General features: G+C 62.5%; 13 protein-coding genes and 1 pseudogene. All 14 read left to right on the top strand.

Annotated features, from left to right (window positions below; translation table 11 throughout):
* Positions 1–849, top strand: coding sequence for a bifunctional DNA-formamidopyrimidine glycosylase/DNA-(apurinic or apyrimidinic site) lyase (mutM, locus tag CAURI_RS08370; RefSeq protein ID WP_010190448.1), 849 nt, complete (start codon positions 1–3; stop codon positions 847–849).
* Between the two features lie 34 nt (positions 850–883).
* On the top strand, positions 884–2410 hold the full coding sequence (locus CAURI_RS08365; RefSeq protein ID WP_010190446.1) for an alanine/glycine:cation symporter family protein: 1527 nt from the start codon (positions 884–886) through the stop codon (positions 2408–2410).
* On the top strand, positions 2411–2716 hold the full coding sequence (locus tag CAURI_RS08360) for an acylphosphatase (RefSeq protein WP_010190445.1): 306 nt from the start codon (positions 2411–2413) through the stop codon (positions 2714–2716).
* A gap of 10 nt (positions 2717–2726) precedes the next feature.
* Complete coding sequence (gene smc, locus CAURI_RS08355) at positions 2727–6230, top strand: chromosome segregation protein SMC (protein ID WP_012715123.1); 3504 nt, start codon at positions 2727–2729, stop codon at positions 6228–6230.
* A 74-nt stretch (positions 6231–6304) separates the two neighbouring features.
* Positions 6305–8215, top strand: coding sequence for a signal recognition particle-docking protein FtsY (gene ftsY / locus CAURI_RS08350; protein ID WP_010190442.1), 1911 nt, complete (start codon positions 6305–6307; stop codon positions 8213–8215).
* Positions 8216–8403: 188 nt separating this feature from the next.
* Positions 8404–11385: a DUF4040 family protein gene (locus CAURI_RS08345; protein ID WP_010190440.1), complete on the top strand. Its 2982-nt coding sequence runs from the start codon at positions 8404–8406 to the stop codon at positions 11383–11385.
* A complete protein-coding gene (locus CAURI_RS08340) occupies positions 11382–11819 on the top strand; it encodes a cation:proton antiporter subunit C (RefSeq protein WP_010190439.1) in 438 nt (145 codons plus the stop codon). The genes CAURI_RS08345 and CAURI_RS08340 overlap by 4 nt, the downstream gene beginning before the upstream one ends.
* Entirely contained in the window at positions 11820–13361 is a 1542-nt protein-coding gene (locus CAURI_RS08335) for a monovalent cation/H+ antiporter subunit D family protein (RefSeq protein ID WP_010190438.1), read from the top strand.
* Positions 13362–13916, top strand: coding sequence for a monovalent cation/H+ antiporter subunit E (locus CAURI_RS08330; protein WP_010190437.1), 555 nt, complete (start codon positions 13362–13364; stop codon positions 13914–13916).
* Between the two features lie 14 nt (positions 13917–13930).
* Positions 13931–14203 carry a cation:proton antiporter gene (locus CAURI_RS08325; RefSeq protein ID WP_029158995.1) on the top strand — a complete coding sequence of 91 codons (273 nt, stop codon included), beginning with the start codon at positions 13931–13933 and terminating at the stop codon, positions 14201–14203.
* Positions 14204–14207: 4 nt separating this feature from the next.
* Positions 14208–14576 (top strand): Na+/H+ antiporter subunit G, encoded by a 369-nt coding sequence (locus tag CAURI_RS08320; protein WP_010190435.1) that lies wholly within the window; start codon positions 14208–14210, stop codon positions 14574–14576.
* An 11-nt stretch (positions 14577–14587) separates the two neighbouring features.
* Positions 14588–15691 (top strand): annotated as a pseudogene (locus CAURI_RS08315) (ammonium transporter); the annotation flags it as partial.
* Between the two features lie 3 nt (positions 15692–15694).
* On the top strand, positions 15695–16033 hold the full coding sequence (locus tag CAURI_RS08310) for a P-II family nitrogen regulator (protein ID WP_010190433.1): 339 nt from the start codon (positions 15695–15697) through the stop codon (positions 16031–16033).
* 3 nt (positions 16034–16036) lie between these two features.
* A complete protein-coding gene (locus tag CAURI_RS08305) occupies positions 16037–18136 on the top strand; it encodes a [protein-PII] uridylyltransferase (RefSeq protein WP_010190432.1) in 2100 nt (699 codons plus the stop codon).
* The last annotated feature ends 46 nt before the right edge of the window (positions 18137–18182 follow it).

Genomic DNA, 18182 nt, shown 5'->3' with positions numbered 1-18182 from the left:
ATGCCAGAACTTCCCGAAGTTGAGTCCGTCCGCCGCGGGCTCGAGCCCTATGTTGTGGGGCGCTCCTTCGCAGCAGTAGAGGTTCACCACCCGCGCGCTAACCGGGGCCAGGAAGCGCCGCTGTCCGCGCTGCTGGTGGGCAGGAAGATTGCCGCGGTGGCGCGCCGCGGCAAGTTCATGTGGCTGGAGTTCGCCGACGAGGACCACAGCGACCCGGCACGCGATGTGCTCTTCATCCACCTCGGTATGTCGGGGCAGGTGCGGATCGGTGAGGTAGATTCGCCGCATGTGCGCATCGCCGCCGTGCTTGATGACACCACCCGTCTCAGCTTCGTGGACCAGCGCACCTTCGGCTATTGGCGTCTCGGGCCGTGGCTGAGCATGGCGCATATCGCTCCGGATCCTCTCGAAACAGATTTCGATCTGACTGCGGCAGGACGGCGCTTGCGCGCGAAACGTACAGTAGTGAAGGCGGCTTTGCTCGACCAAACGGTGCTCAGCGGAGTAGGCAATATCTATGCCGATGAGGCGCTGTGGGCGGTCCAGATTTCTCCGCTGAAGAAGGCTAGTGCTCTGCGGCAGCGCGATGCTGTCGCTGTGATTTCCGCGGCCGCCGATGTCATGCGCGCCGCCCTCGCGGTTGGCGGAACCAGCTTTGATGCGTTGTACGTCAACGTCAACGGCGAATCCGGATATTTTGACCGTTCCCTGCACGTATATGGGAGGGGTGGTCAACCCTGCGAGCGCTGCGGCGAGGAAATCCTGAAAACCGTGCTAGGCGGGCGTGGGACCCACTATTGCCCTTCCTGTCAGAACCGCGGCGTGGGGAGGAAGTCGGCGGCCAACTAGGACGATTCTGGTGTGAGTTATTAATGTGTAACGCATGCAAGAAATCTTCAGCACCGTGATCGGTGTCATTAACGACAGCCTGTGGTCCTATGTCCTGCCATGGCTGCTCATTGCCGCGGGCCTCTTCTTCGGCATCCGCACCGTCTTGGTGCAGATCCGTATGCTTCCGGACATGTTCAAGGCGGTCGTCGAAAAGCCCAAGGGCGTCGGCGCCGATGAGGATGCCGATTATGGCGGCATCTCCGCCTTCAAGGCATTCACCATTTCGGCTGCCTCCCGCGTGGGCACCGGCAACGTCGCGGGCGTGGCCGTGGCCATCTCCGTGGGCGGGCCCGGTGCGGTGTTCTGGATGTGGCTCATCGCCATTCTTGGTGGTGCGACTGCATTCGTCGAGTCCACGCTGGCGCAGCTGTGGAAGGTCCGCGAGGGGGATACCTACCGTGGTGGCCCCGCCTACTACATGTCCCGCGGCTTGGGCTGGAAGCCTCTGGCGACCATCTTCTCCGTCGCCATCGCCATTACTTTTGGCTGGTTCTACAACGCTTTCCAGACCAACGCTATCTCCGATTCCTTGGCGGCCTCCTTCGGGCAGGATTCCAGTGCCTTCAAGGCAGGCGTGGGCATCGCCGTCGTCGCAGTATCCGGTCTCATCATCATCGGCGGCGTGCAGCGCATTGCCTCGATGACTCAGTTCATCGTGCCCTTCATGGCTGGTGCTTACCTCATCATGGGCCTCATCGTGGTGGTGCTGAACTTTGACAAGGTGCCGGACATGTTTGTCTCCATCATTGGATCGGCCTTCGGCTTCCGCGAAGCTGCCGGCGCGACCGTGGGCATGGCGATGCTCAAGGGCATCCAGCGTGGTTTGTTCTCCAACGAAGCGGGCGAAGGCTCCGCACCGAATGCAGCAGCTACCGCGACGGTGTCCCACCCAGTCAAGCAGGGCCTCGTGCAGACCCTTGGCGTGTACTTCGACACCCTGGTGGTGTGTACGATCACCGCCTTCATCATTCTCTTGGGTACTGATTTCGAGCGCTTCGGCTCTGATGCGATTGAGGGCGTGACCCTGACCCAGAATGCGCTCTCCGGCGTGGTGGGCGAGTGGGGCATCCACTTCGTCACCTTCATCCTGTTCTTCCTGGCCTTCTCCTCGATTCTGGGCAACTACTACCTTGCCGAGTCCAACGTGGAATACCTCTCGGAGAAGAAGTGGGTGCTGTGGACCTTCCGCCTCATCGTTCTGGCCTTTGTCTTCTACGGCGCGGTCGCCCCGCTGGGCACCGTGTTCGACCTAGCCGATACCGGCGCTGCCATCATGGTTCTGCTCAACGTGTGCGCCATCGTGCCGTTGTCGGGCGTGGCCATCAAGCTGCTGAAGAACTACAACGAGCAGCGCCGCAAGGGCCTGGATCCCGTCTTCCACCGTGATATGCTGCCGGAACTGCAGAATGTTGAGTGCTGGGATGGCACGGATCCGGTAACCCGCCGCAGCGCGGAGGATCGCCGCCGTCTCAAGCACGAGCACGACTTGGGTGACCGCACGAACTTGAGGGAGTACTAAATGGCGCAGCAGGCAGCAGCCACAGGGAATGAACGGCTCACAGCTTTCGTCCACGGCCATGTCCAAGGCGTGGGCTTTCGTTGGTGGACGCGTTCCCGGGCCCTTGAACTAGGGCTGGCAGGACACGCGACGAACCTGCAGGATGGTCGCGTCCAGGTGGTTGCTGAAGGCCCGCGTGCTGACTGCGAGAAGCTGCTGGCCTTGTTGCGTGAAGAACCGTCGACCACCCGCCGCCCGGGCGTGGTGAACGCCGTGGTGGAGCAGTGGGCCGCACCGCGCGGTGAGTCGGGCTTCATCGAGCGCTAAACTTAGTCGAATGCACCTCAAATCGCTCACGCTCAAAGGATTCAAGTCCTTCGCGTCCGCGACGAACCTGAAATTCGAGCCCGGTATCTGCGCCGTTGTGGGCCCGAATGGCTCGGGTAAATCTAATGTCGTCGACGCGCTCGCGTGGGTCATGGGTGAAGGCAGCGCTAAGACTCTGCGCGGCGGCAAGATGCAGGACGTCATCTTTGCCGGTGCCGGTGACCGCAAGGCCCTCGGCCGCGCCGAGGTCACGCTCACCATCGACAACTCCGATGGTGCCTTGCCCATCGACTATTCAGAGGTTTCCGTCACCCGCCGCATGTTCCGGGATGGCGCGAGCGAATATGAGATAAATGGGGCGAAGGCGCGCCTCATGGATATTCAAGAGCTGCTATCTGATTCCGGCATTGGCCGCGAGATGCACATCATCGTGGGGCAGGGAAAGCTGGCGGAAATCCTGGAATCCCGGCCAGAGGATCGCCGAGCCTATATCGAAGAAGCCGCGGGCGTGCTCAAGCACCGCCGCCGCAAAGAAAAGGCGCAGCGCAAGCTCACTGGCATGCAGGCCAACCTGGACCGCCTGCAGGATTTGACCGATGAGCTGGGTAAACAGCTCAAGCCGCTGGCCCGCCAGGCGGAGGCCGCCCAGCGCGCAGCCACCGTGCAAGCCGATTTGCGGGATGCCCGCCTGCGCTTGGCAGGTGACCGCGTGGTGCGGCTGCGCGCCACGTTTGATGATGCGGAGAAGCGCGCGGCGGTGCTCGCCGAACAGGTTGAGGAAGTGACAGCACAGCTGGAAGAGGCCACTGAAATCCAACTCGAGGTAGAAGCCGAGTTGGGGGATGTCACCCCGCGCGCGGAGGCCGCGCAGAAGTTGTGGTTCGAGCTATCGACGCTGAGCGAACGCATTTCTGCCACGCAGCGTATTGCGGCCGAGCGCGCCAGCAATGTTGGTTCCCAGGTGGCCTACGCGGGCCAGGCTCCGGAGGAGCTGGAGGCGCGCGCTCAGCGTGCCGACGAGGAACACGAAGAGTTGCTGGCCGCCGCCGAAGAAGCAGCGGAGCGCTTGGAATCGATTCGGGAGGAAGTGGCTGAGCGCCGGGAAGCTTTCGAGGCTGCTGATAAAGAACACATGGCGCAACTGCGCGCCATTGCGGATCGCCGTGAAGGCGTGGTTCGCCTCATCGCCGCCGAGGAGAACCTTGCCGGCCAGGTAAGCTCCGCGGAGTCCGAGTTGGCGCGACAGGAAGAGACCTTAGCGAATACGAAGTCGCGCACTAGGGGAGCGCAGGCGGAAGCCGATGAGGTGGCGGACAAGCTGGAGCACTTGGCTGCTGAGCGTGAGCCACTGGAGGAAGCGCATGTGCGCGCGGCCAGCGAGTCCGCCGCGGCCGATAAGCGCCTGGAGCAGCTGCGCGATGCCCAGCGGGAGCACGAGCGCACCGTGTACAGTTTGCGCGCGCGCATCGATACCCTGGGCCAGACCGTTCCGGAAGCATTAGAGCTGGGGGAAGGATTTAAGCCTCTCGCGGAGTTCATTTCTACTCGCTATGAGACGGCCGTTGCGGCGGCACTCGGCTCCTTCGCGGAAGCCCAAGCCGGCGCGGTGAGCGGGGACATCGTGCGCGATCTTGCTGCGGCGAGCCGCACGCCGCTGATCGACGTCTCTGCTGAACCTACCGGTTCAGCCTGGCGCCTTGACGCCGATCTGCCTTCCGGCGCTAACTGGTTGCTCGACCAGATGGTCTTGGTCCCGGAAGTATCGGCGGCGGTGACGCGGTTGCTCTCCGACGTCGTTCTGGTGGATGACTATGCTGCCGCCCGTGAACTCATTGCCGAGGATCCGCGCCTGCGGGCCGTCACCGCCGAGGGGTTGCTCGTCGGCGAAGGCTGGGTCGAAGCCGGAACCGGTGCCGTCTCCACGGTTGAGGTGAGCGGTCAGATTGCAGAGGCCGAGCAACAGCTGGAAACCGCCACCCATGAGCTGGAGGAGCTATCAGGCACGCTGGAAGGCGCGAAGCTAGCCGCCGATGATGCCCGGGTAGGCGCGGCGAGCGCCAAGGCCGCACTGCGGGAGCATGATCACGAGCTTGAGGCGTGGAAGCGCGACCACCAGCGCTTGCTCAAGCAGTATGAGGCGAACAAAGCCGAACACGAAAAGGCCGCCGCCCGCGCCACGGATATCGAGGTGCAGTTGGCCCGCCTACGCGAAGAACTAGCGGAGGCGCGTGACCGCTTGTCCCGCGTGGACGCTGAGGAGCAGGCGGATGAGCCTTCCTCGGTGGAACGCGATGCGGCCTCGGCCGCCCTCGAGCAGGTCAAGGCCATGGAGGTAGAGGCCCAGATGGCTGCTCGTAGCGCGGAGGAAAAGGTCGGTCAGGCGGCCGGCAGGGGAGAGGCTCTGCGGCGCCAAGCCCAGCACGAGCGCCAAGCCAAGGCGCGCCACGATCAGGCGATGGCCCGCCGGCAGGCGCAGGCGCGGTTGGCGGGGGCCGTCGACAAGCATGCCCAGGATCTGGCCGCCCGCACCGCGCAGGCACTCGAGCGGGCCGCCGAGGAACGCGATGAGCTGGTCACCCAGCGCGGCGTGCTGCAAGGCCGTGCACAATCGGCGAAGCAAGCGGTCTCCTCGACCCGCCAGCAGCTCGATCGCCTGACCGACTCCGCGCATAACTCCGAGATCGCTCGCAGCCAGGCGCAGGTGCGCGTGGATGAGGCCGAGGGCAAGATCGTGGAGCAGCTCGGCATTGCTATCCCCGATCTGCTCAAGGAGTACACACCGGGTGAGGACTTCGATCGCTCCGCCGAAACCAAGCGGTTGAAGCAAGCCGAGAAGGACCTCAACTCCTTGGGCAAGGTCAACCCGCTGGCCTTGGAGGAGTACAAGGCTCTGGAGGAGCGCTATAGTTTCCTGTCCACGCAATTAGATGACGTGATTCAGGCCCGCAAGGATCTGACTGGCGTTATCGAAGATGTGGATGCGCAAATCTTGCAGCTGTTCACGGATGCCTGGCATGACGTGGAAGCGGAGTTTCCCAAGGTCTTCCAGACGCTGTTCCCGGGCGGCGAGGGTCGTCTCATCCTCACGGAGCCGGATGACATGCTGGCCACCGGCATCGAGGTGGAGGCCCGCCCGCCGGGTAAGAAGGTGAAGCGCTTGTCACTGCTCTCGGGCGGCGAGAAGTCCTTGACGGCCCTGGCCATGCTCGTGGCGATTTTCCGTGCGCGTCCCTCACCGTTCTACGTCATGGATGAGGTGGAAGCCGCGCTTGACGACGTCAACCTGCGCCGCCTCATCGCACTTTTCGAGGAGCTGCGTAAGGATTCTCAGCTCATCGTCATTACCCACCAGAAGCCGACGATGGACGTGGCCAACGTGCTGTATGGTGTGACGATGCGCGGCGATGGTGTCACGCGCGTGATTTCGCAGCGCATGACCCGTGCGGGTGAGGCGCCGGGCACGGCTCAGGCGGCGGAGGACGCCACGCGTCTCGGCGTGGATGCCCCGCGCTAGGGCGGGGCTTGCGCCCAGCACTTTTCACCCTCCTTATCGTGCCGTACGTGGACAACCCTGGCACTATGGAAAGCATGAATACTACTTTTCTGTGGATTGCAATAGCAGTCATCGTCCTGATTCTGTTGGTGGTCTTGTTCGTTGTTCTGGGCAAGAAGCGCGGCGAATCAAAGAAGGTCTCCTTCGAAAAGCCCGCGGAGGAGCCGAAGGAGCTGACCCAGCAGCAGAAGTCCGGCAACTACCAGGCCAAGTCTGGTTTTAATTTTGCCCCGGCTGGCGGCGGCGCTACCAAGGAACCTGTGCCTGCGGCTAAGGCTGAGAAGCCCGCACCGGCCGAGCCCAAAGCTCAGCCGCAAGCGGAGAAGAGGTCTGAGCAGCGTGATGCCACTGAGCTAGCGAATGCGCAGTTAGAGGGCGCCGAGGAAACACCGAAGGATACGAAGCCTAAGGCGGAGCCAAAACCAACGGTAGATGCCAAGTCCGAGGCGGAGGCTAAGCCTGAGGTTAAGCCGGAACCGAAGCCTCAGGCAGAGCCCAAGCCGGAGCCTGTTGCCGATGCGAAGCCCGTGAGCGAGCCGGAACCGGCTGCACAGAAGGAGCCGGCAAAGGAAGAAGAGGATAAGGATTCCTCCGCTGGCGTTGTCGCGGCAGGTGCCGCGGGCGCCGCAGCCGCTGGTGCTGCCGTATCCGGTGCCGCTGCTGTTGATAAGGATAAAGAGGACACGGAGGAAGCTGTCCCGGCCACCGAACCAGAGAACGCTGAACCAGAGATTGCTGAACCGGAGCCGATAGTCGAAGCCCCGAAGGCAGAGGAGGAGCCTTCCGTCCAGGTTGAGGCCGAAGAAGTAACCGCGGCAGAAGCAGAAGACGTAGAAGCCGATACCGATGCAGAAGCAGGTGCGGATGCAACGGAAACAGAAGCTGAGGAGGCTGCCGCGGCGGCGGGGGCCCAGGCGGCGTCGGCAAGCGCGGCGCTCGAGGCTGAGCCCGAGGAGCTAGAGGTATCCGACGACGCTGAGGTTGTCGAGGCTCCGGCAGCCCAGCCGCAGGAGGATATTGCGCCGGCTGCCGGCCGCTTGGGCAAGCTGCGCGGGCGCCTGTCGCGCTCGCAGAATGCCATCGGCCAAGGCCTCATGGGTATTCTCTCCGCAGGTGACCTGGATGATGATGCCTGGGAGGAAATCGAAGACACCCTCATCATGGCGGATTTGGGTACGAAGTCCACGATGCAGGTTACAGACTCCCTGCGCGACAAGATTGCGGAGCGCGGAGTGAGCTCCGAGGCGGAAGCCCGCGCCATGCTGCGCGAGGCCCTCATCGAGGTGGGCCACCCGGAGATGGACCGTTCCATCAAGGCCATGCCGAATGAGGGCAAGCCGGCCGTCATCATGGTTGTCGGCGTCAACGGCACTGGCAAGACCACCACGACCGGCAAGCTGGCACGCGTGCTCGTTTCCATGGGCCACAACGTCTTGCTCGGCGCGGCAGATACCTTCCGTGCAGCGGCTGCGGACCAGTTGGAGACCTGGGGCCGCCGCGTGGGCGCTACCACCGTGCGCGGCAAGGAAGGCGCGGACCCAGCCTCCGTGGCCTTCGACGCCGTGGCTGCTGGCGTTGACCAAGGCGTGGACGTTGTTCTCGTTGACACCGCTGGCCGTCTGCACACCTCCGTGGACCTCATGGACCAGCTGGGCAAGGTCAAGCGCGTGGTGGAGAAGAAGACGGACGTCGATGAGGTCCTGCTCGTGTTGGATGCGACGGTGGGGCAGAACGGGCTGACCCAGGCCCGCATCTTCCGCGATGTTGTTGACATCACCGGCGTTGTCCTCACGAAGCTGGATGGCACCGCCAAGGGTGGCATCGTCTTCCAAGTTCAGGAGGAACTGGGCGTGCCGGTCAAGCTCGTGGGCCTTGGCGAAGGCGCAGACGACCTTGCACCGTTTGAGGTTGAGGGCTTCGTGGATGCCTTGCTGGGGGAGAAGTAAGACCTTATAGATCTCTGGGCTAGACCTAAGTTCTTTCGAGACGCAGCGCCTCCTTTGCGGGGCGCTTTCGTCGTCTTCGTCCCATTAAAGATGTGCTTTGGGGGAGGTCACAATGGTAGTCTAGGACAGTCCTGTCTATGTGAGGCTGATTAAACAGCCCTAACAACGGTTCGTGAGGCTACTCTTTCGTGACACTCTTGTATGTCGTCCTCCTCGCAGCTGTCGCAGTGGCGCTAGCACCAGTAGCCGTCAAGGTTGCTGATCGCGCAGCCGGCTACCCCCTAGCCGGCATTTTTATTGTCGCCGCGGCACTGTTGGCTAAAGAATTTCCGGCACTGGCCCGTGGCGAAGAACTGTCCTATTCCGTGACGTGGGTGCGCGATGTCATCGCTCCAGGCGTCGACGTTAATCTCGCCTTCCGGGGCGATGCGCTGGGCATCTTCTTTGCCATGCTGGCTCTCGTCATCGGCGCAGTGGTGTTCACCTACTCTGCGGCCTACCTGCCCAAAGGTAAAGGAAACGTCAGTTTCTATGTGCTGATGACAGCGTTTACGCTGTCGATTCTCCTGCTGGTGCTGGCTAACGATGTCGTGGTGCTCTTCCTGGCGTGGGAGCTGGTATCGCTGGCGTCCTTCATGCTCATCGCACGCAGCGGTAAGTCCGGCGAGGCCGGTTCGCAGCGCACGTTGATCCTGACCTTCATCGGCGGCCTCACCTTGCTGTCCGGCGTGGCGATTGCCGCAACGGCTGCGGGGACCACGAGCCTCGAGGGCATCCTCGCCTCCGACGTGTGGGCCGAGCGCACGGGCCTGACCGCCGGGGTTGCCATTCTCATTGCGGTCTCGGCGTTTACCAAGTCCGCGCAGTTCCCCTTCCACTTCTGGCTGCCGGAGGCCATGGCGGCCGCCACGCCGGTCTCGGCCTTCCTGCACGCAGCGGCCGTGGTGAAGGCCGGCGTTTACCTGTTGATTCGTTTCTCCACCATCTTCCATGATGTTGCTGCGTGGAATTGGCTGCTCATCGTCGCCGGTATGGGTACCGCCGTGATGTCGGCGGTCTTCGCCGTTCAGAAGACGGACCTGAAGAAGCTGACCGCGTACTCCACCGTGTCCCACCTGGGATGGATTGTGGCCACGATTGGTGTTGGCACCCCCTTCGCCATCGCAGCGGCCCTCGTCCACACACTGGCGCACGCACTGTTTAAGTCTTCCATCTTCATGCTCATTGGCGTCATCGACCACGAGGCTGGTTCCCGCGATATCCGCCGCCTTGGTGTGCTGTGGAACAAGATGCCGTGGACCTTTGGCTCCATGCTCATTGGTGCTGCCTCCATGGCAGCGGTCCCGCCGCTGTTTGGCTTCGTATCGAAGGAAGGAATGCTCACCGCCTTCGAGGAGGCACCAATCGGTTCAACCGGCCAGGCGCTGCTGCTCATCGTCGCCGGTGTGGGTGCGTTCTTTACTTTTACTTACTCCGCCAAGATCATCTTCGGTGCCTTCTTCGATGGCCCGCGCAACATGTCGCATGTTCATGAGGCACCGGTGCGGTTGTGGCTGCCCGCAGCGCTGCCCGGTGTGATGTCGGTGCCGATCATCTTCGTCATGGGAGCGCTCGATAAGCCGCTCGATAATATCGTGGCGGCTATCGGCATGGAGGGCCATTCCCACCTCGCGCTGTGGCACGGCCTGAACGTTCCGCTGCTCATTTCTGTGGTGGTGCTGATCGCTGGCATCGTTGCGTTGTTCTTCCGCGGGCCGCTGTGGACCGCGATGGAGGAGCGCCAGCTCCTGCCGCGCACCGGTAACCAAATCCTGAAGTGGATCCAGGATGTGTGCGCAGCCTTCGGCCGTTTCGTTGGCCGCATGTCCGATACCCACAACCCGTCGAAGTTGATCCTGCCGATCGTCCTCCTCGTCATCATCCTTGCGGGCTCCACGCTGGTGTCCACGGGTGTCGACGGTGTGGCTCTCAACCCACGCGTGGACGGCCTTGATAATCCGTGGGACCTGCTGCCGCTGGGCATCGTGGCGCTGTCCATGTTTGGTTTGGTGCGTACACGCAACCGCCTCACAGGTGCGGTGATGATTGGTACCGCGGGAACCGGCGTGACTTTGCAGATGTTCCTTCTCGGCGCACCCGACGTGGCCCTGACCCAGTTCACGGTGGAGGCGCTGTCCGTCATCGTCATGATGATGGTCCTGCGCTACCTGCCGGAGAAGTTCCACCCAGTACAAAACAACAACCGCAAGGTGGGCTCCATCGTCGTAGCCGTGCTCGCTGGGCTTACCGCATTCCTGGGCGTGTGGGCGCTGATGGGCCGTCACGAGCGCTCGGATCTGGCCATGTGGTACCTCAACAACGCACCGGATATTACTGGTGGCGACAACGTGGTGGCCACCATCATCGTGGAGTTCCGTGCACTCGATACCCTGGGCGAGCTGTCAGTGCTGGGCATGGCCGCCGTGGTTATCGCTGCGGTCACCTCGACGCTGCCGCGTTTCCCGTTTACCTCCGGTACGCGCCCAGCGCCGTTTGGCCAATCACAGCTCAACTCGGTGCCGCTGCGCAAGGGTATTGCTGTGGCCATCCCGATCCTGGTGGTCATGTCCTTCATCGTCTTCTACCGCGGCCACCAGGCTTCCGGCGGCGGCTTCCCGGCGGCGCTCATCATGGGTGCGGCTATCGGCCTGACCTATCTGTCGCGCGGTACCGATGAGATTGTCTTCGGGCGCATGACTCCGATTCACCTCACCGGCGTGGGCATCATCGTGGCGCTGGTGGCTGGCTTCATTGGCTACATCCCGACGTCGCATAGCTCTGGCGGTTTCCTGACGGCCATCCATGGCCACGCCCTGGGGCAGCACTGGACGACGTCGCTCATCTTCGACTTGGGCATCTACCTCGCGGTGTTGGGCATGCTCACCATGGCCATAAATGCTTTGGGCGGCTACTTGCGCCCGGGTACCGAGCGGGACTTCTTGCCATGGGTCCACGATGATGATTCCGCGCTGCCAAACACCCCGCGCGTGGTGCTGGAGGATGTCGATGACCCGTACCCCGAATCGATCAACCCCTCCTCGGATCCGCTGGCATTGCTCAATGAATCCGAGGCACGACACCGCGCGTCTTCGCCCCACCACACTTCGGCTCAAGAGGAGAAGAACTCATGATCCTCGCACTGACCATTGCATTGCTCATTGGTAGCGCCGTCTACCTCATCCAGCAGCGCGGCCTCGTGCACATCGTGCTGGGCATGATGGCCTTTGGACATGGCGCAAACCTCATGCTCTTGGCCACCGGCGTGTACTCCTACCGCGGTGAGTCCTTCCCATCGCAGGTGGGCATGGACCAGATGGCTGACCCCTTGCCGCAGGCCTTCGTTCTGACCGCCGTGGTGATTTCCATGGCTACCTCGACCATCCTGCTGACCATGGCGGCGATGGGTGCCAACGATGACACGGATGTTGTTGAACCCGTGGATGACAACACTATTGACCACGCCTTCTCCACGCTGGGACGAGACACCCAGAACAGGGAGATTCTGGAGCGCTCAGCGAACAAGATGGACAGATTGAAAGAACTTGAACAAGAGGAGGACAACTAGATGTATGACACCGTAAGTGCCCTCCTCCCGCTCTTCCCAGCGGTTCCCCTCGTTTCGGCGGCGCTCGCACTGCTCGCGCCGTGGCATCGTGTGCGCGATGCCATCATGCTCATCGTTCCGGGCGTGGGTATCTTCGCCTCCTTTGCGCTGCTGCTCTACACCATGAATAACGGCGTTGTGGCGCACAGCGTGGGTAATTACGTGGGCAACGCGGGTATTGCCTTTGCGGCCGATACCTTCTCGGCTCTCATGCTCATCACGACGATGATCGTGGCCTTCGGCGCTAACTGGTTCGCCATCGTTGGCGGTGAGACCAAGTCGCGCTATTACCCGTCGCTGACCCTTATCCTGATCACCGGCGTGTGCGGCGCCCTGCTGACCGCTGACCTCTTTAACTTCTTCGTGTTCATTGAGGTCATGCTCTTGCCGTCCTATGGCCTCATCACGATGTCGGGCACGTGGTCGCGCTTGGCGGCCGGCCGCGCTTTCGTGTTGGTCAATCTGTTTGCCTCCACGCTGCTTGTGGTTGGCGTGGGCTATATCTACTCGGTGGCCGGGGTGGTCAACTTGGCTGCGCTCACGGGTGCTGCCGCCGGCAACGGTCCGGTGACGGTGGCGTCCGGCATCATCGTTATCGCCATCGCCGCGAAGGCCGGCGTATTCCCCGTGCAGTCCTGGCTGCCGCGTACCTACCCTGGTACTTCGGCCGCCGTCATGGGCCTGTTCTCCGGTCTGCACACCAAGGTTGCGGTGTACATGCTCTACCGCCTGTGGGTCCAGCTTTTCGATATGGACCAGCGCTGGGGGACACTCATCATCGTTATCATGATCATCTCCATGGTGGTGGGCGCTTTCGGCGGCTTGGCTGAGAACTCCATCCGCCGTGTGCTGGGCTACCAAATGCTCAACGGTATGCCCTTCATCCTCGTGATGATGGCCTTCACCACCCATGATGCGCAGCGCGCGTTGGCCGCCGGCATTCTCTACACGATTCACCACATGCTCACGGTGGGCTCCCTCATCCTGGCCTCCGGTGCCATCGAGGAGACGTACGGCACGGGCAGGCTTAATAAGCTTTCCGGCCTGGCGCGCCGCGATCCCATCATCGCGTGGATCTTCGCCGCCGGTGCCTTCTCCGTCGTGGGCTTCCCGCCCTTCTCCGGCATGTGGGGCAAGGTGCTCATCGTCGCGGAGGTCGCCCGAACCGGCGGGGCATGGGCGTGGACGGTCATCGCGGTGATTATCATCGCCTCCTTCGCGGCGTTCCTGGCTATGCTGCGCGTGTGGCGTCGCGTCTTCTGGGGCAAGGATTTGCCCAAGGAGAAGGTGCCCGATGAGCTGGTGATCCGCAAGAAGTTGATGGCTCCCTCGGCGGCCCTCATCTTGGGCTCGCTGACCATGTTCATCCTCTCCGGACCAGTCATCAGTCTCACCATGGAAGCCTCAGCGGACTTGTTGGATACGGAAGCTTATGCACACGCAGTGCTTGGCGACGACCCCGTAGCCCTACCCGACATCGACTCCCTTCAGGAGGGCCGTTAAATGAAGAGTGCTGTGCATGCAGTTGTCTACGCGCTGTGGCTCATTAAGGAGATCTTCGTCGCGGGCTTTTCGCTCGCAATGGAATCCTTCAAGCCGCAGAACAATTACCGCCCCGTGGTGCTTCGGTACCCCTTGCGTGTGACGAGCGCCTGGGAGATCTTCTGGTTCACCTCGTCCATTACAGCAACGCCGGGCACCTTGTCGTTGGGCTTGCGCGAGCCGGTTGCCGAAGGCCTTCCGCGCATCGTGCTGGTCCAAGCCGTGATGGGGGATGACCCGTCCAGCGTCATGGTGGACCTCGCGGACATGGAGGAGCGCCTCGCGCCACGAGTGAAGGGCATTGACTATGGCGTGCCTGGCCAGGGCCCGACGGAGGAGCTCGCCCCGACGTTCTACGAGTATCCGCTGGATACGCTGGGACGTCATATGCGCGCCCCCGATATCGCGAAGGCGGACGATACCCCGTTGGCAGCGAACGACGTGGAGAAGTATTCCGTGTGGCCGCTGCGTCAGGTCGTGCCGGGCAAGGACGCCCGAAAGGATGATAAGAAGTGATTGATTTTTCCTCGATGAGCGCCTTTCAATGGGTTGTTTTTGTCTGTGTGTTCCTCATTGGTGCATCGGTGTGCTCGGCGTTGGTGCTGGCGTTGCGGTCTCGCGATGAGCTCACCCGCACCGTGATGAGTGACATGGTCTTCTACGGCATGATGTGCATGTACTTTGCGTGGGCCATGACCAATCACGCGTCCATCGTCTATGACATCGCGATGCTCGCTGGCATCGCGGCGGGCGTGCTGCCGACGTTGTCGATGGCCCGCATCATCTCGAAGGGCAGGAGGTAAAACCATGACTATCGCGGAGATTATTGCTTCGGTTTTGCTGGTTGTGGCCACGCTCCTGGTTATCGCGACGGCCATCGCTTTGTGGCGCGCGCCCGATGCTCTGACCCGAGTCAACCTGCTGGGGCCGACGGTCGGGTTGGCCGTTCCTCTTCTGCTCGTGGCGAAGCTGGTCGTTGACTTTGCCGAGAACGGGTTCTCGCTGTGGTCGCTGGTCCGTGTCCTCATTGCTTGTTTCGGCGTGTGGATCATCGGTTCGGTGGGCTCTTTTTACATGGGCCGTTCCATTTACGGCGTGACCGTCACGGATGTGAAGTACGCCAAACGTATGCGCCAGCAAGCGCAGACTGTGGAAGCTTCCGAGGAGGAAATCTAGGGGCAAAGCTTGAGGAAAGCGGTGAGGACAGTGCTGGTTATCCCAACGTCATCGATATCGGCTTCCAAGCCACCTTCGCCATTATTTCGACGGCTATTATCTCCGGTGCCATCGCCGGCCGTGTGAAGTTCTCGGCCTGGTTAACCTTCGCGGGTATCTGGGTGACCTTCGCCTACTTCCCGCTCGCCCACATGGTGTGGGGCGGGGGAGTGCTCTCCCACGCCCCACACTCCCTCGCGGCGTGGCTCTTCGGTGTATCAAACGGTGAGGCCCTCATTGCTCCCATCGACTTCGCCGGCGGTACCGTCGTGCACATTTCCGCTGGCGCAGCTGCCTTAGTTCTGGCCATCGTCGTGGGCCCACGCGCGGGTTTTCCGAAGCACGTCGATAGGCCGCACAACCTCCCGATGGTGATGCTCGGTGCCGCGCTGCTGTGGTTTGGCTGGTTCGGTTTCAATGGCGGTTCCGCCTTCGCCGCGGATGGCCTTGCAGGTGTGGCGTGGTTGAACACCACCGTTGCGGCCGCAGCCGCGATGCTCGGCTGGATGTTGGTGGAGCGAATCCGTGACCGTGCCGCCACTTCACTCGGCGCTGCATCGGGCGCTATCGCAGGCCTCGTGGCCATCACCCCGGCTGCAGGAGCGCTCAGCCCGCTCGGTTCCATCGCCCTCGGCTTCCTCGGTGGGATTATCGCCTGCCTGTGCATCAGCCTGAAGTACCGCTGGGGCTTCGATGATTCCTTGGACGTCGTCGGCGTGCACCTGTGCGCAGGACTGTGGGGCACGATTGGCCTAGCCTTCTTTGCTACGGATAACGGCATCCTCACCGGTCACTTTTCTGAAGGACTTAAGCTGCTCGTCGTTCAAACGCTGATTGCGGTTGTGGCGATGCTGGTGTCGGGGCTGGTCACACTTCTTGCGGCGCTCCTCATCCGCGCCACCATGGGCTGGCGAATCAAAGATGAAGCGAAGGGGATCGACCTGGGTGAGCACCGCGAGACCGCCTATGATTTCCGCGAATCCGTGGCGTCGCACCGTCGCCACACCCACGACGCTAGGATTAGTCCTGCACCAACCGTCCAGCCGCGGGTCGACACCGCCGGAGCTAAGGAGTAACAGATGAAGCTCATCACTGCCATCGTCAAACCGTTCACGCTACCGGACATTCGCGAGGCCCTCGAACAACACGACGTGCACGGCCTGACCGTGACCGAAACCCAAGGTTTCGGCCAGCAGCGCGGCCACAGCGAGGTCTACCGCGGCGCCGAATACGCCACCGATTTCGTTCCCAAGGTCAAGCTTGAGGTAGTCACCTCCGATGAGCAGATGGAGGACATCCTTTCTGCCATCGTCGACGCCGCCTACACCGGCAAGATCGGTGACGGCAAGATCTGGATTACGCCGGTTGAAGACGTCATCCGCGTGCGCACCGGCGAGCGCGGCGAGGCGGCCCTGTAACACGTGTCTACGGCCGCTCAACTGCGTGAGGACGCCTATGCCTCGGCGATGCGCCTCACGCAGTCCTTGCAGCTTCCGCCTGGCTGCGCCCTTGCCGCCACGGGATCTTTTGCCCGCCGGGCGATGACTCCTTTTTCGGATCTCGACCTCATCCTCCTTCACCCTGATGACACGGAGCTACCCGAGGACGTCGTTTCCGGGGTCTGGTATCCGATTTGGGACGCCAAGTATCGGCTCGATTATGCGGTGCGCACCCCGCGCGAATTCGGCGCTATCGCCGGTTCCGATCCCGCCGCCGGTTTCGCGCAGCTGGACCTGGCTTTCGTTGCCGGAGATAAACAGCTGGTGGATTCCACCCGCGCCCAGGTCTATGCCTCGTGGCGCCGCCTGCTGCAGAGCAACTTTGATGCTTTCGTCGACCTCGCCATTGCGCGCTGGCGTCGCTCCGGCACCTTGGCCACGATGACCCACCCGGACATCAAGAATGGGCGCGGCGGTCTGCGCGATATCCAATTCCTCCGGGCCCTCGCCTTAGGAAACCTCGCCGACGCCCCAGCGCTCGAGAAGGAACAAGCGCTGCTTCTCGACGTCCGCACGCTCCTCCATGTCACCGCCCGCCGCCACCGCGACGTCCTCGACCCAGAGTTCGCCGCGGAGATCGCACATGAACTGGGCTTTGCTGACCGTTATGACCTGTCAGCGGCCGTCGTCACCGCTGCTACCGCGGTAGACAAAGCCGTGGAGAGGGCATTGGCAACTGCCCGGGGAGTCGTATCCAAACGCAGCCACAACCGCACACGCAAACCCCTCGATATCGGGGTGGTCGATGCCGGGGGCGAGATCCGCCTCGCACGCACCGCCGACTTGGATGAGCCGTGGCTGCTTTTGCGCGTCGCCGCCGCAGCAGCACGCTCGGGTAGAAGCGTGCCGCCCCACGTCTGGGAACAGCTACGCGAGCTACCAGAATTGCCTCAACGTTGGCCCGCGGGAGCGACGGATGCCTTCTTCAGCCTGTTGTCCTCACCTCTCAATACCCCGCGCCTTATCCAAGAGATGGACGCCCATGGCCTGTGGGAGCGAATCGTCCCAGAGTGGGAGCACATTCGAGGATTGCTGCCGCGCGAGCGCACGCACGCTCACACCGTGGATTACCACTCCATCCTTACCGTCGCGCGCTGCGCAGAAGCCCGCACCTCCGTAGCCCGGCCCGATCTGCTGCTCTTGGTGGGGCTCTACCACGATATCGGGAAAGGCTATGGCCGCCCGCACGAGCTAGTAGGGGCGGAGATAGTGGCGCGTGCCGCGGCCAAGCTCGGTCTCGACCTGGCGGATCGCTCCCGCGTGCAAACCGTGGTCGCAGAGCACACCACTCTAGCGCGCATCGTCTCCCGCACGGACCCCTTATCCGATGAGGCCCGTGACGAGCTCCTCGAAGCCGTGCGTTATGACTACCTGACCCTGGCGCTCCTCGTGGTACTCGCCCGTACCGATGCCGAGTCCACTGGTCCAGGCGTGTGGAACCACAGGCTGGAGCAAGGAATCGAAACGGTCAGTGGCCGCGCTTTCGCACAACTGGAAGCACTTCGCCCAGTTCGTCCTCTGGTTGCCGCCGACCGCGACATCGGATTGCGCCACAATCCCGAGGATGACAGCTTTACCGTCCTGTGGCGCGGCAGCTACCAGCGGGAGGCAGTGCGCGCGCTGGCGCTCATCGCCGCGTTGGGCTGGAACATCCTATCCTCGCGCCTCGTGCGCACCGAGGAGGGCTATGCCGGCGAATTCGATATCCGCGCCCTCCACGGCGCCATTGATCTCGCAACGGTGGAGGAACGCCTCGTGCAGTCCTATAAATCCGGAACCTACACGGTGCTGCCAGATTTTGTACCAGGGCCCGCGACTGCGATGTGGACCAGGGGAGTCTTCGAGGTTCGAATCGATGACTACCCAGGTACCCTGGGCCACGTGCTGGCGCTGCTTCCGGAGTGCGAGTGGCTATCCACCACGACACCGGGTGCCACGATGGTGCTTCACGCCGTGCCGCTTGGCGACGTCCCCCGTGCCACCCTGGTCCGGAATGTGACCCAAGCACTGGTCAACGGCTAAGCTGGGGAAGTTATAAATTTATCCACGATAGTTGAGGGAGCACTTT

It is taken from the genome of Corynebacterium aurimucosum ATCC 700975 (genome assembly GCF_000022905.1).
In the GTDB taxonomy this organism is placed as follows: Bacteria; Actinomycetota; Actinomycetes; order Mycobacteriales; family Mycobacteriaceae; genus Corynebacterium; species Corynebacterium aurimucosum_F.
This window is presented reverse-complemented; position numbering and strand designations above follow the sequence as displayed.

Coding starts and splice junctions, on each gene's coding strand:
- mutM (WP_010190448.1), top strand. CDS start 1: ATGCCAGAACTTCCCGAAGTTGAGTCCGTCCGCCGCGGGCTCGAGCCC.
- CAURI_RS08365 (WP_010190446.1), top strand. CDS start 884: ATGCAAGAAATCTTCAGCACCGTGATCGGTGTCATTAACGACAGCCTG.
- CAURI_RS08360 (WP_010190445.1), top strand. CDS start 2,411: ATGGCGCAGCAGGCAGCAGCCACAGGGAATGAACGGCTCACAGCTTTC.
- smc (WP_012715123.1), top strand. CDS start 2,727: ATGCACCTCAAATCGCTCACGCTCAAAGGATTCAAGTCCTTCGCGTCC.
- ftsY (WP_010190442.1), top strand. CDS start 6,305: ATGAATACTACTTTTCTGTGGATTGCAATAGCAGTCATCGTCCTGATT.
- CAURI_RS08340 (WP_010190439.1), top strand. CDS start 11,382: ATGATCCTCGCACTGACCATTGCATTGCTCATTGGTAGCGCCGTCTAC.
- CAURI_RS08335 (WP_010190438.1), top strand. CDS start 11,820: ATGTATGACACCGTAAGTGCCCTCCTCCCGCTCTTCCCAGCGGTTCCC.
- CAURI_RS08330 (WP_010190437.1), top strand. CDS start 13,362: ATGAAGAGTGCTGTGCATGCAGTTGTCTACGCGCTGTGGCTCATTAAG.
- CAURI_RS08325 (WP_029158995.1), top strand. CDS start 13,931: ATGAGCGCCTTTCAATGGGTTGTTTTTGTCTGTGTGTTCCTCATTGGT.
- CAURI_RS08320 (WP_010190435.1), top strand. CDS start 14,208: ATGACTATCGCGGAGATTATTGCTTCGGTTTTGCTGGTTGTGGCCACG.
- CAURI_RS08310 (WP_010190433.1), top strand. CDS start 15,695: ATGAAGCTCATCACTGCCATCGTCAAACCGTTCACGCTACCGGACATT.